Origin of the sequence: Synechococcus sp. Lug-A, assembly GCF_024345655.1 — a bacterium.
In the GTDB taxonomy this organism is placed as follows: Bacteria; Cyanobacteriota; Cyanobacteriia; order PCC-6307; family Cyanobiaceae; genus MW101C3.
In genome coordinates, this window is record NZ_JAGQBN010000001.1 from 169,790 (window position 1) to 183,358 (window position 13,569).

Here is a 13,569-nt window from a genome sequence, read left to right on the forward strand (position 1 = left end):
CTCAGTGGCCGCTGGAAGCAGAAGTGGCAGGTGCAGCAGGCAGCCCCGCCGGCTGGCCGATCCGCTCCGCGTGCCGCCAGCGCTCCACCGCCACGCTGCCGCTGAAGCCCGGCACAGGGGCCCGGCACTTGCGCAGCTCCAGCCGCTGCGGCACCGGGCCGTACAACCGCTCGATCGTGTTGAGCGTCTGCTCCGCAAAGGCCTCCAGGGTGAGGCAGCGCAGCTCCCGGGCCAGCCGCTGCAGGGCCTGGATCGCCACGCCGTAATCAAGGCTTAGACCCAGAGCATCGGCGCGCCCCGCCCGCGCCAGTGGCCACCAGAGGGTGAGATCCAGCTCGAACCACTGGCCAAGCAGGCGCTCCCGCTCCAGCACCCCCACATGGGCCCAGAGCCGGAGGCCCCGCACGTGGATGGCGTCCGCGCCAAAGCCTGCGGGGTGGCCGGCAGGCTCAACGATGGGGTGGCTGGGCGTGGCGCTGGCGGGTTTGCCGGGCGGGTTTGAGGCGGCAGTCACAGGGGGAGGGAGCGGTGCATGAAGCGCTGATCGCCGCGGGCGTAATCCGCCACGGTCTGGCCATGGCCGCGCAGGCGGTAGCGGTAGGTGACCAGGCCCTCCAGCCCCACCGGCCCACGCGGGGGCAGGGTCTGGGTGCTGATGCCCACCTCCGCCCCGAGGCCGTAGCGGAAGCCATCGGCGAAGCGGGTGGAGCAATTGGCGAACACCCCGGCACTGTCGACGGCGCGCAGGAACTGCTCGGCTGTGGCTGGATTGGCGGTGCAGATCGCCTCGGTGTGGCGGGAGCCGTAGTGGGCGATGTGGGCCAGCGCCGCCTCCAGGTCGTCGACCAGCTTCACCGCCAGGACCAGATCGGAATACTCCGTGCCCCAGTCCTCGTCGCTGGCGGGGAGCGGCACGCCGAGGGCGCAGGCGCGGGGATCACCGCGCAGCTCCACCCCCGCCGCCGCGAAGGCCGCCACCGCCGGCGGCAGGAAATCAGCAGCAATGGCGCGATGCACCAGCAGGGTTTCGATCGCGTTGCAGGCGGCGGGGTACTGGATCTTGGAATCCAGGGCCACCCGCAGCGCCTCCTCGCTGTTGGCCTCCGCATCCACGTACAGGTGGCAGATGCCGTCGGCGTGGCCCAGCACCGGCAGACGGGTGTTGTCCTGGATGAAGCGCACCAGGGCATTGGAGCCGCGCGGAATGATCAGATCGACCAGGCCCTCAAGCTTGAGCAGGGCGAGGCTCTCCTCCCGGGAGGTGAGCAGATCGAGCACCTGCGGTGACACCGCACTGGCGGCCAGGCCCTGCTGCAGGGCCCTGTGGATGGCGGCGCAGCTCAGGCGGGCTTCCCGGCCCCCCTTGAGCAGGGCGCCATTGCCGGAGCGCACCGCCAGCGATGCGATCTGCACCAACGCATCGGGGCGCGCCTCGAAGATCACCCCCACCACCCCGAGCGGCACCGTGATCCGCTCCAGCACCAGGCCCTCATCCAGCTCCGTGTGCAACTGGCGTTGGCCGAGCGGGTCGCTCAGGGCCGCCAGCTGACGCACCCCCGCCACGGCCGCCGCCAGCTTCGGGCCATCGAGCACCAGCCGTGCCGCCAGCGCCGCCGGCAGGCCATCGGCCTGTGCCGCCTGGCGGTCGGCCGCATTGGCGGCCAGGATTTCAGCGGACGCCTGCTCCAGTGCCGCCGCCATCGCCTCCAGCGCCGCCTGGCGCTCGGCGTCGCTGCTCTGGGCGAGCTGACCCGCCGCTCGCCGCACCGCCAGGGCGCGCTGCAGCAGTTCTGGGGAGGGGTCAGGAACGGGGCTGGTCATGGCCCCATCTTCTCAATCGGTGGGCGGCAGGGGCGCGAGACGATCGAAGGCCAGCCGGGCGGCGCCGAGCCGGCCCGCCCCGTTGCCGAGGGCACAACGGCGCAGACGCAGGCCCTCGCGGCTCTCCGGCATCACCCGTTGCTCCACCTCCCGCCAGACCGCCGGCAGGAAGTGGTGGCTGGCGCCGCTCAGGCCACCGCCGAGCAGCACCAGCTCAGGCGTGAGCACATAGAGCAGGGAGCTGAGGCCCGTGCCCAGCAGCTGGCCGTAGCGGTCCCACACCGCCAGGGCATCGGCCTCACCCGCGTCGGCACGGCGGCAGAGCTCGCGGGGCTCCAGCAGCGACAGGCGCCGCAGGCCATTGATGCTGCAGAACTGTTCCAGCGAGCCCCGGTTGCCGCTGTGGCAGTCGGGACCTTGCGGATCCACGCCGATCAGCCCCGGCTCGGCCGCCGCCCCGTGGGGCCCGGTGAACAGCTGGCCGCCCAGCAGCACCCCGCCCCCGACGCCGGTGCCCAGGGTCAGCAGCAGCACGTTGTCCTCGCCGCGCGCCGCGCCGCACCAGGCCTCGCCCAGCAGGGCGCAGTTGCCATCGTTGGCCAGCACCAGCGGCCGATCGAGTCGGGCCTCCAGCCAGTCGGCCAGCGGCACCCGGCGCCAACCCGGCAGGTTGATGGCGATGCGGGCAACGCGACCGGACGCATCGACCGGGCCGGGCACGCCCACGCCCACAACGGCCGCCTGCCGCTCTGGGTCGAGCTGCTCGATCGCCGCGGCGATCGCCATGGACACGGCGCCGGGCATCGGTGGCTGGGGGGTGGGCAGCTCCAGCTCTGCCAGGGCCTGGCCCTTGCGGTCAACGCGGGCCAGCTTGATGGCCGTACCGCCGAGATCCACCCCGATGGCCTGATCTGCCGCGGAGGCTGCCGGCAGGGGAGAGGGCCGCGGAGCCGTGCAGGCCAGGCTTAGGGCGGAAGCCTCGAGCGCGCTGGCAGCCATGGCGGACGTTGAGGCCTTGGATGGGGCATCGGCCATGGGCGGGGCGTTCAGAACCGGAAGAAGAATTGCAGCTGGGTTTGCCAGCGACCTTCCGCATCCACCGATCCCTGCAGGCCGTAGGTGTCGTTGACCTGATAGCGCAGGGTGAACTGGGGGGGGATGTCGCTGCGGTTCGGTGCCGCCAGCATCGAGAGGTTGATCCGATCGGTAAGGTCCAGGCCGAAATCGGTGGCCAGCACCAGCTGGGAGGGCACCCGCCCATTGCCCCTGTTGGGATTCTGGCTGTCGGTTGGCACCACGTAGCTGGGGTAGATCGCGAAGCTCACACGCTGGCCAAGCGCATCGGTGAGCGTGCTCACCAGGGGTGAGAGCAACGACTGGCCCAGCACAGTGGCCAGGGCCGCGCCCGCATTGCCCCCGGTGAGGCCCGCCAGCGAATTACCACCGATCAAGGCCACCAGCCGCTCCTGGGACAGCGGCGGATTGCTGCGCAGCTCCAGTGATTCACCGATCCGGTCGGCCGGACCGCTGATCTTCATCACCACCCGCACCAGATTGAGCTGGTCCAGCGGGGTGAAGCCGCCGCGCAGGTCCTGTTCAGTCACGAAGCCCGGGCTGCGGCCCACCTCCAGGCTGTTCGACACCCGGGTGCGCAGGGCGATGTCGAGGAAGGGCACCAGGCCCAGCGACGGGGTGAACACCGCCACGTTGGGCGCATCGGGATCGAGCGTGAAGGTGGTGGTGAACAGCGTCAGGCGGCCGCCCCTAAGGCGCACCACACCGCGGGCCTGCAGGCTGCTGTCGATCGGCCCGTTGAGGGTGAGCAGACCAGTGGTGCGGAAGGCCGCCACCGGGGGCATCACCACCTCCAGATCAGGGCCAAGGTTCAGGCGCAGATCCTCCAGCTTGAAATAGGAAAGATCGGGCACCGAGCTGCGCAGCGCCTCTCCCGAACCCGTGTCCACACCTGCCCCCATCAGCACCAGCGGCTGCTGGAAGTCCCAGTTCGACTCCAGCAGGGTCTGCATCGCCACAGGCCTCACGGCCACGGTCTTGCCTTCGCCGCCCTCGATCTGCTCCGACTGGGCTAATTGACCGGGCTGCACGTTGAGCTTGCCGCGGCTGACATTCACCTCTCCGCCCACCAGCGGCCGCAGCAGGGTGCCGGTGACGGTGAGCAAGGCATCGGTCTGGGCGTTGAGGCGCGGCACGCTCAGGCGGGCGGTGGTGAGTTCCACCTGCAGCGGCTTCTCCTCCGGCAACGGGGTGAACAGCCGCAGGCTGCCGGCGGCCTTGATCGCCCCCTTCTGCCCCACCTGGCCGCTGAACTCCTGCACCAGTAGCTGCTCAAAGTCGAACAGCACGGTGGCTTCCAGCCTGGTCACCTCCTGACCGGCCAGCAGCAGCTCGCCGCCTCGGACGCGCAGGAAGCCGTTGGCGGAGGGGTCGTCGAGGCTGCCGCGCACCAGCAGCTCCAGATCGGCGCTGCCCCTACGCCAGAGCAGTTGCTTGCCGCCCAGGGCCGTGAGGAAGCGCAGGCCATCGCCGCGGCTGGAGAGCCGCAACCGCAGGCCGTCGCTGGCGGGATCCAGCGGCACCCGCGCGCTCAGATCCACGCTGTCGGCGGCACTATCCCCACGCAGGGAGGCCTGGGCCGACACAGCGGCTTCATCGAGGCTCACCTGGGCGTTCTGGAGCACAAGCGGCATGCCGTTGAGCGAGCCGTCGCGCAGGGCCACCCGGGTGGTGAACTGTGGCTCCGGTGCGGACCCAGGCCGGCCCGCGCCACCGATCCGGAAGCGGCCTTCCAGATCGATCGTGCCGCGCAGCCCATTGGGAACCGGCGTGATCAGAGCCAGCAGCCCCAGCGAAAGACCTTCCAGCGCGAACTGGCCCAGGCCGGGTCCGAGCGGCCCCTGCAGCCGCACCACGAAGGGCTCCAGCTGCAGGGCCTGATCGCGGTCGTCGCCCTTCAGCCACAGGTGACCCTTGGCGTTGAGGGTCAGCCTGAGCGCGGCGAGGTTGGGTCCGGCCAGGGTGCCGTCGAGATCCACCAGGCCGCGCAGCAGATCGGTGCGGAACTTCGGCCTGGGCGCCATGCCGGCCTGGGCGGAGTCCTCGAGCCGGGCGCGAGCCGCCGCCAGAGCTGCCAGTTGATCGGCCACGGTGCCGCCCAGGGTGTCGATCGCCAGCACACCCAGATCGCTGGCGCGTCCATGGGGCGGACCCACCACCCCGCCGGTGCGGGCGCGGAGCTGAAGCACTTGCTCGAAGAAGGCGCTGGTGAGCGAACGGCCTTCAAAGGCGAGCTGGAGCGGGCCACCGCCACTGCCGGTGGCCCGCAGGCTGAGCTGGCCACCGCTGAGCGGATCGACCCGGCCACGGAGCCGGTAGCGGCCCTGGCGGAGGTCACCTTCGGCCACCAGCTCGCGGGCGAGCAGCCCCAGCAGCGCCGGGCGCTCCACCTGCACCCGGCCGTTCATCGTGAGCGGCGCCAGGCCCACCACCCCTTGACCGCTCAGCAGCCCCTGCAGCGGCTCGCGGCGGCCTCCTCGGGTGGTCTCTAGGCGCAGGCCGTTGAGGGGCAGGCCGCGGGCCTGCCAGCGGTACTGCTCCCGGCTGCCATTGAGCGCGAGCGTGCCCCCCTGGCGCTGCAGGCTCACCTGCCGCGGCAACCAGGAGGTATCGAGGCTGGCGGTAAGCGAGCCGGGCAGGGCGGTGCCGGTGGAGCGCATGCTCAGCTGGCTGCCGCTGCCGGCCGCCACCAGCCGCCCGGTCCAGCGTTCCCGCAGTTGCAGCGGACCACTGCCCAGGTCGGCCACTTCCAGGCGCAGGTCGGGCCGCAAGGCCGCCAGCGGACCGCGCAGGCTGCCGCGGGCCCCCAGCGTGCCGAACAGGCGGACTCCCACCAGCGGACTGAGGCGCTGCAGGGGATAGGCGGGCAGGTCGAGCAGCAGGTCAAGATCACCCGCCACCAGCCCGCGGCGGTTCTGCCAGCGCAGCGGCAGGCGCCCCTGGGCGGTAAAGCCCGGCGCCGTCAGGTCGTCGAGACGCAGCAGCCCGTCCCTCCAGCCCAGCTGCGCGATGGTGGCCCCCAGCACCGACCGACCCTCCACGCTCACACCGGCCGGAGCCCGCAGCACGGCCGTGAGCGTGTTGGGCACGGCAGGACGGCCACCCGCCCTAGCGGAGGCGGCACGGGCCAGCAGGTCGAGGCTCAGCAGCGGGCGGCCCTGGCGGGCCAGCGAGCCCTGCAGGCGTGGGGCCAGCAGCGTTCCCGACGACTCCAGCTCCAGCGACAGCGGCTCCTGACGGCCCAGCAGCGAGCCCAGCCAGGGGGCGGCGCTCCAGAGGCTGGGGTGCAGCGAGCCCGATCGACTGCGCACCGCCAGCCTGGGCCAGAGCGCACCGTCGGCCACCAGCTGGGAACGGCCGGACGTCAGCTGTAAACGCCGCAAGTCCACTGCCAGGGAACGGCGCCGGTCCACCTGCAGATCGGCGCTGAGCGCCAGCGGTGCCGGGCTGGTGGGCGTGCCTTTGCCGAGCGGAACCCGGCCGGTGAGCTGCACTCTTGGTTGCAGCCAGGGCCCCTGAACCTGCAGTTGCAGGCGATCGCCGCGCCGGGGATCTTCAGCACCGCCGGTGAGGGCGAAGGAACGGCCCGGCACCAGCGAACCAGCGGCGCTGCCGCGCCAGTTGGCCATGCTCCAGCGCATGGGATCGAGGCTGATCTGGTCGTCGCGGCAGCGCAGCTGGGCGCTGTCGGCTTGCCAGGGGGCGGGCAGCTGGGGGTCCTGCAGCTGCAGTCCGCCCAGGCGCAAGTTGCCGCCGCAGCGGAAGCGACCGGCTTGCTGCGGCAGTGTCAGCGAAAACGACAGGCGGCCATCGGCGCGACCGCTGAGATGGCGCCCTCCGGCAACCCCTGGCCGCGCGAAACCGATGCCGGCCGGCAACAGGCCCGCCAGGGGCCCGAGCTGCACCTGCCGCAGCCGCAGCGCCAGATCAAGCTCGCGGCGGTCCCACTGGAAGCGGCCCTCGGCGCGCAGGCGGCCGGCAGCAGCGCCAACGGCTTGCCTCAGCCCGTCGCCGGCTGCAGGCCGTCCGGCGAGAGCCGCCGGCTCAGGCTTGCGGGGCAGGCGTTGCGAGCCGTTGAGGCGCCAGTTCACCAGGCGCTTCTGCAGGTTCACCGCCACCGAGCCCCGCAGCCGCAGGTGGAGCCCCGCCGGGGCAATGGTGACCGGCGTGGAATCGGCGAGGTGCACGTTCAGGTTCAGCCGCGGCGGCTGTCGGCCGGCGACGGTGCCGCCGAACACCCAGTACTGGCCGGCGGCATTGCGGACGAGATCCATCTCGGCGCCCCTCGCCGTGAGCTGGAGGGTGGGGGTCCAGGTCTGCAGGCTTCCCAACGGATCCAGCCCCACAGTGAGGGAGCGCACCTTCACACTTGACCCGTCATTGGGGCCGGGGCTGAAGCGGCTGGCGCCGATCGCCATGCCCCAGGGCCGCAGCCCGTCGTAGGGGCCGAGTTCAAGGGGATGACCCAGGGCGCGGGTCAACTGACGTTCAAGGTCGGGGCGCCAGCGGTCGTAGAGGCTGCGGCCGATGTGATCGGCGCCGAACCAGCCCGTGGCCACCAGGCCTGCACCGAGCACTGTGGCCACCACCAATGGGCGGCGCCGTCGCCGCCGGCCCACGGCCTCTGCCACGGCCCCTGCATTGCGCTCAGCGTCGTCCCCCATCGGCTCGCTTCTATCACCGCCTGAGGTGGCCGCAATATATAAGTTGAATCCCCTGCCGCCCAGCCCCCATGCCTGCCGATCCGATCCTGCTCAAAGCCGGGCAGTGGCTCGCGGGGGCGAGCGCGGTGCTGGCCGTGGCGACCCTGGTGGGGTTCATCTCCAGCTGGGGGATCCGCTTCCGGCTGGTGGGGGTCACCAGCTTCACTGTGCTGCTGTCACTCTCCTGCTGGGCCTTCGCGATCAGCTACAACCCCCGTGAGAAGGTCGAAGGGGCGGTGAACGCTCCGATCGTGTTCGACAACGGCACCAACCTGGTGGTGGCCACCACCGGCGCCGATCTGAGCCCAGCCTCCTACGGGCCCACCGTGGAGCAGGTGGCCCGCAACCTGCGCGGCAGTGGCCGCATCACCACCGACGGCAGCGTTCATGTGCGCCTGCGGCGTGTGGAAACGGTGGCACCAGGCGTGAGCAAGCCCGTGGTGCTGGCGGAAGCCACCCGCGGCCGCGATGGAACCGTGGTGGTGATCAAGCCCTGAACGTCCCCGCCCCCATGTATCCCCTGCCCCAGCACTTCCATCTGGAGCAGGAGCAACTCCAGGCCGCCGGCGTGCGGGAGTGGGCCAGCCTGGCCCGGCTCCAGGACGGGGCCCTGCGCCAGTTGGCGAGACAGGGGGCTTCCGAACAGCGGCTGACGCGTCTGCGCGGCCAGGCAAGGCTGATGGAGGCGCTCGCCCTCGACGCCGGTGATGCGGCCCTGTTGCTCCATGCCGGCATTGCCACAGCCACCGCTCTGGCGGAATGCTCACCGGAACGGTTGCAGGTGCAGCTCACCCGGCTGGAGCGGGCCCTGCGGCCAGGAGCTCTTGCCAGAATCGACCGTGACACCGTGCGCGGCTGGATCCTTCGGGCCCGCAAGGCATCCAGTCGCTCCCCAAACTGACCCGCCGCGCCCCTGCCCCACCCTCCATCTCACTGGAATGGGAGCACTCCCTCCTTGGTCTTGCATTGATTTACACCCGTCGCTGGGGAGACACCAGCCATGCGCTCTGCTCCCTCACAGCCGCACTCGCATCGTTCGCCGTACTGGCAGCCGCTCCAGCCGGTGCCGCTTCCGCCCTGCTCGAATCGGTCAAACAGAATCCGCAGGTGGCCCAGAACCTCTGCAGTCAGTTGCGTGCCCTCAATGCCCAGGGCGTCCGCTCCAGTTCCCCCCAGGCTGTAGCGATGGTGGCCCAGAGCCGCAACGTCAGCACTCAGGACGCCGAAGTGCTGACGACTTACGTGGTGGGCCTCTACTGCCCAGACGTGCGCTGAGCCGCACCGGTGCCTGACGCCCTGCCGGTGGAGTCCAGCGACACCTGGATGCCCTGCGCCGATGGGGTGAAGCTGGCCAGCCGCGTCTGGAAGCCGAGCACGCCTGGGCGCTGGCCGGTTTTGCTGGTGCGCCAGCCCTATGGCCGGGCCATCGCCTCCACCATCACCGCCGCCCATCCCCACTGGTATGCCCAGCAGGGCTATGCGGTGGTGGTGCAGGACGTGCGCGGTCGGGGCGATTCGGCCGGCCAGTTCGAAGGATTCGCCCAGGAGGCCCTGGATGGGGCCACCGCGGTGCAATGGGCGCGCAGCCTGCCGTTCGCCGATGGCAAGGTGGGCACCTACGGCTTTTCCTATCAGGGCCTCACCCAGGTGCTGGGCAGCGCAGACACGGCGCCACCGGATGCCATGGCCCCGGCCATGACCGGCCTCGATGAACGGCTTCACTGGGCTAGCGACGGGGGCGCACACCGCTGGGCGCTGGGGCTGGGCTGGGCACTGCAGCTGGCCGCAGAAACCGTGCGCCGCCGCGGTGACCACGACGCCTGGCAGGCGATCCGCCGCAGCCTGGAGAACGGGCAGTTCCTGATGGAGGGGATGGCGCTACTGGAGCGCCACGACCCCAACGGCATGGGGCTCGGCTGGCTGCACCTTGATCCCCGGGAACCGCACGGCTGGCGTTGCCACCACCCTCCGCCGGCCCTGCTGCGCCAGCCCATGCTGCTGATCGGCGGCTGGCTCGACCCACATCTTTGCGGCGTGCTTGACCTGCTTGAACGCAGTCGGGCGTGCGGCGGCTCAGCGAAACTGCTGGTGGGTCCCTGGACCCATCTGAACTGGAACGGCGGAATTGATCAGCTGCAGCTGGCCTTCTTCGACCGGCATCTGCGTGGCCGTGAGCCCACCAAGATGCCGGCTGCCTGCGCACTAGGCGACCTCACCAGCGGGGCCTGGGTCCCTGCCCCGGCCGCTCCTCATCCTTCCCTGGTGTGGGGCCTACGCAGCGGCGGGCTGGCGGCGATCAATGCAAATGAGGGGCAGCTCACAGAGGCCGGGAAGGGGGGTGGTGCGGTGTGGCTGGTGCACGACCCCTGGCGGCCCTGCCCCGGCCGTGGTGGCCATCTGGCCCTGGAGGCCGGCCTGGTGGAGAGGGGCGACATCGACCAGCGCAGCGATGTGGCCTGTTTCACCTCGGCGCCTCTCGCGCAGGATGTGCAGCTGTGCGGCAGGCCAGAGCTGGTGGTGGATCTGGCCGCCGATCAGCTCGGCCACGACCTGTGTGGGGCGCTTTCGGTGGTGCGCGCCGGTGGCAGTCAGGTGCTGCAGCTCTGCACAGGGGTGAGTCGCTGGCTCGGCCACGATGCCCTGACCGTGCAACGACGCCGGCTGCAGTTCCAGCCCCTGCTGGCCACGCTTCGCGCCGGCGAATGCCTGCGCCTGTCTTTGGCGGCGGCGGCATGGCCGCAGATCGCCGTCAATCCCGGCGATGGCTATCACCCCAGGGGCCGCACAGGTCCCGACCATCGGGTGATCACCCTCCAGTTCAGTCTCCAAGAGGCGCAGTTGCACCTCAAGCCGCTCACGTCGGCGAAACTTTGCTGATCCCAACCCTCTGACTGCCATGGTTCTACGTTCAGCCCTTCTGGCTGCGGCCCTGTTGGCCGGCTTCTCGGGGCCGGCGGCACTGGCCACTACCAGCCTCTCCCAGGCCGACGCCAAGCGTGCAGCAGAAAACCTGCTCACGGCCATCGGCCAGAGGAACAGCCAGGCGATCTACGAGCAGCTGGCTCCGGAGTTGCGCCAATCCACGACCGTTGAAAAGGTCAATCAGCGCCTGCAGGGCCAGGAAAGGATCCTCGGCAGCAAGGTGCTCGAGGTTGTGAGTGGGGTGGACGACAGCACGGTGGAAGCGGAGCTGACCACCCCCAGCGGCGCAAAGAAGATCGTGCTGGTGGTCGACGAACGGGGCCGGTTACTGGCCTGGGAGTGGGAGCGCAGCAGCACACCAATCCGTCAGATCGCCAGCAGCTTCGTTTCCGCAGTGAGCCGTGGCGAAGTGGTGACGGCACGGAGCATGCTGTCGCTGGAGCTGCAGCAGCAGATCTCCGCGCAGGAACTCACAAACCGCTGGCAGAACCTGGAAAAACGCACCGGCCCCTTCCAGCGGGTGCGCGGCACCCTGGTGGCCAGTCAGGGTGGTGACCAGCAGCTGGTGCTCGTCACCACCCAGTTCAGTCGTCTCACCGACAACCTGTTCGTGATCCTCGATTCCGCCGGCCACATCATCGGCATCGATTTCCCCACCACCCCGCCGCGCTGAGGCGGGGAGCAGGTGGGCGGCCTAAGCTCCCGGCTCGCCCGCATGTGCGCCCATGGCTCCCGCCAGCCTCGACTGGATGGTCCAAGACGGTCAGAAACTCGAAGAGTGCCGTCACGATCATCCGTTTGCGGTGCTGGGGCCCCAACCTCTCGGCGATCACTGGGTGGTGCGGGCCTGGATGCCCGAGGCCGAACGGGTGGAACTGCGTCTCAATGGCCAGTCGCTGGCGATGGAGTGCCCCCATCACCGCTGGCTGTTCGAAGCGGAACTGGATCACGATCCCGCCCAGAATTACCAGTTGTGGGTGCGACGCGCAGGTATCGAGCACCAGCAGCACGACCCATGGGCCTTCCGTGAAGAGTGGATGGGCGAGCTTGATCGCCATCTCTTCGCCGAAGGCAACCACCACCACATCTGGCGGCGGCTTGGAGCCCATGTGTGCGAGCGCAATGGTGTGGCGGGCGTGCAGTTCGCCCTGTGGGCTCCCAATGCCCTCACGGTGGCGATGCTGGGCGATTTCAACGGTTGGGATGGCCGCCACCATCCGATGCAGCTGCGCCTCGGTGGCATCTGGGAGCTGTTCATCCCCGGGCTGATGCCGGGAACGATCTACAAATACGAAGTCCGCAATCAACACGGGCACTGCTATCAGAAGGCCGATCCCTACGGCTTCCAGCACGAGGTGCGACCGCAGCAGGGGTCGGTGGTGGCGCAGTTGGGCCAGTACCGCTGGTCCGACCAGGGCTGGCTGGCCGAGCGCGACAGCCGCGATCCGCTGGAGCAGCCGATCGCCGTCTACGAGATGCATCTGGGCAGCTGGATGCACGCGGCCATGGATCAACCCTTCGTTGAGCCCGATGGCACGCCCCGGCCGCCGGTGGCCGCCGCTGATCTCAAGCCAGGCGCCCGGCTGCTCACCTATCCGGAACTGGCCGACCGCCTGATCCCCTATGTGAAAGCACGCGGCTTCACCCACATCGAGCTGCTGCCGATCGCCGAGCATCCGTTCGATGGCTCCTGGGGGTATCAAGTCACCGGCTTCTATGCCCCCACCAGCCGCTTCGGTTCCCCGGATGAGTTCCGTGCCTTCGTGGACCGCTGCCACGCCGAAGGCATCGGCGTGCTGCTCGACTGGGTGCCGGGCCACTTCCCCAAGGACAGCCATGGCCTGGCCTTCTTCGATGGCTGCCACCTCTACGAGCACGCCGATTCACGCATCGGCGAGCACAAGGAATGGGGCACGCTGATCTTCAACTACAGCCGCAACGAAGTGCGCAACTTCCTGGTGGCCAATCTTGTGTATTGGTTCGAGGAGTTCCACATCGATGGCATCCGGGTGGATGCTGTGGCGTCCATGCTGTACCGCGATTATCTCCGCCCGGATGGAGAGTGGCTGCCGAACGAATACGGCGGCAGGGAAAATCTCGAGGCCGTGCGCTTCCTGCAGCAGGCCAATGCGGTGCTTTTCCATCATTTCCCGGGGGCGCTGTCGATCGCCGAAGAATCCACCACCTGGCCCATGGTCACCAAGCCCACCGAAATCGGTGGCCTGGGCTTCAACTTGAAGTGGAACATGGGCTGGATGCACGACATGCTCGATTACTTCGAGCTGGATCATTGGTTCCGCCAGTTCCATCAGAACAACATCAGCTTCTCGATCTGGTATCACTACACCGAGAACTTCATGCTGGCCCTCAGCCATGATGAAGTGGTGCACGGCAAGAGCAGCCTGCTGCACAAGATGCCCGGCGACGATTGGCTGAAGTTCGCCAACGTGCGCGCCCTTCTCGCCTACATGTGGACCCACCCGGGCAAGAAGACCATCTTCATGGGGATGGAATTCGGCCAGCGCTCCGAATGGAACGTGTGGGGCGATCTGCAGTGGGATCTGCTCCAGTACGACGCCCACAAAGGCCTGCTGGCCATGGTTGACGACCTCAACCGCTTCTACCGCGAAGAGCCAGCGCTATGGCGCGACGACTTCGTGGAATACGGCTTCCAGTGGATCGACTGCAGCGACAACCGCCACTCTGTGATCAGCTTCATGCGCCGGGAGAGCACTACTGGGCGCTGGCTGGTGGTGGTGGCCAACTTCACCCCGCAGAGTCATTCCCACTACCGGGTGGGGGTGCCGCTTGAGGGCTACTACAGCGAGGTGTTCAACACCGACAGCAGCCGTTACGGCGGCAGCAACCTCGGCAATCTCGGCGGCAAGTTCACCGATACCTGCCCCATGCACGGCTACGAGCAATCCATCAACCTCTGCCTGCCGCCTCTCAGCGTGCTGGTGCTGCAGCGCGATGAAGCCCGCAGCCAGGCCCTGTGTGACGAATCCACCGAAGCCGGCCGGCTGGTCGGGTAGGTTCGCCGCTGGCA

The 13,569-nt window shown here is 69.3% G+C and carries 10 protein-coding genes; 6 read left to right on the plus strand and 4 right to left on the minus strand.

The window, feature by feature from the left end; genetic code table 11:
- Nucleotide 1 precedes the first annotated feature (1 nt).
- From KBY86_RS00825 to KBY86_RS00840, 4 genes are read right to left on the minus strand one after another with little or no spacing between them, the layout of a single operon-like run.
- Entirely contained in the window at nucleotides 2-514 is a 513-nt protein-coding gene (locus tag KBY86_RS00825; protein ID WP_315855822.1) for a dihydroneopterin aldolase, read from the minus strand.
- Nucleotides 511-1,821: a glutamate-5-semialdehyde dehydrogenase gene (locus tag KBY86_RS00830; RefSeq protein ID WP_255139798.1), complete on the minus strand. Its 1,311-nt coding sequence runs from the start codon at nucleotides 1,819-1,821 to the stop codon at nucleotides 511-513. The genes KBY86_RS00825 and KBY86_RS00830 overlap by 4 nt, the downstream gene beginning before the upstream one ends.
- A gap of 12 nt (nucleotides 1,822-1,833) precedes the next feature.
- The gene (locus KBY86_RS00835; protein WP_255139800.1) at nucleotides 1,834-2,856 is read right to left on the minus strand and encodes an ROK family protein; all 1,023 of its coding nucleotides are present in this window, start codon (nucleotides 2,854-2,856) and stop codon (nucleotides 1,834-1,836) included.
- A gap of 11 nt (nucleotides 2,857-2,867) precedes the next feature.
- Complete coding sequence (locus KBY86_RS00840) at nucleotides 2,868-7,559, minus strand: translocation/assembly module TamB domain-containing protein (protein WP_255139802.1); 4,692 nt, start codon at nucleotides 7,557-7,559, stop codon at nucleotides 2,868-2,870.
- A gap of 68 nt (nucleotides 7,560-7,627) precedes the next feature.
- On the opposite strand from KBY86_RS00840, the gene KBY86_RS00845 reads away from it, so the two are divergent.
- The 6 genes from KBY86_RS00845 (at nucleotide 7,628) to glgB (ending at nucleotide 13,555) form a co-directional block, all read left to right on the plus strand.
- On the plus strand, nucleotides 7,628-8,095 hold the full coding sequence (locus KBY86_RS00845; protein WP_255139803.1) for a Ycf51 family protein: 468 nt from the start codon (nucleotides 7,628-7,630) through the stop codon (nucleotides 8,093-8,095).
- Between the two features lie 14 nt (nucleotides 8,096-8,109).
- Nucleotides 8,110-8,499: a DUF4332 domain-containing protein gene (locus tag KBY86_RS00850; protein WP_094512917.1), complete on the plus strand. Its 390-nt coding sequence runs from the start codon at nucleotides 8,110-8,112 to the stop codon at nucleotides 8,497-8,499.
- A gap of 65 nt (nucleotides 8,500-8,564) precedes the next feature.
- Complete coding sequence (locus KBY86_RS00855; RefSeq protein WP_255100827.1) at nucleotides 8,565-8,873, plus strand: hypothetical protein; 309 nt, start codon at nucleotides 8,565-8,567, stop codon at nucleotides 8,871-8,873.
- Nucleotides 8,874-8,882: 9 nt separating this feature from the next.
- Nucleotides 8,883-10,475, plus strand: a complete 1,593-nt coding sequence (locus KBY86_RS00860) for a CocE/NonD family hydrolase (protein ID WP_315855823.1) — start codon at nucleotides 8,883-8,885, stop codon at nucleotides 10,473-10,475.
- A gap of 19 nt (nucleotides 10,476-10,494) precedes the next feature.
- Entirely contained in the window at nucleotides 10,495-11,193 is a 699-nt protein-coding gene (locus tag KBY86_RS00865; protein ID WP_255139804.1) for a DUF3887 domain-containing protein, read from the plus strand.
- A 52-nt stretch (nucleotides 11,194-11,245) separates the two neighbouring features.
- A complete protein-coding gene (gene glgB / locus KBY86_RS00870; protein WP_255139805.1) occupies nucleotides 11,246-13,555 on the plus strand; it encodes a 1,4-alpha-glucan branching protein GlgB in 2,310 nt (769 codons plus the stop codon).
- Nucleotides 13,556-13,569 lie beyond the last annotated feature (14 nt).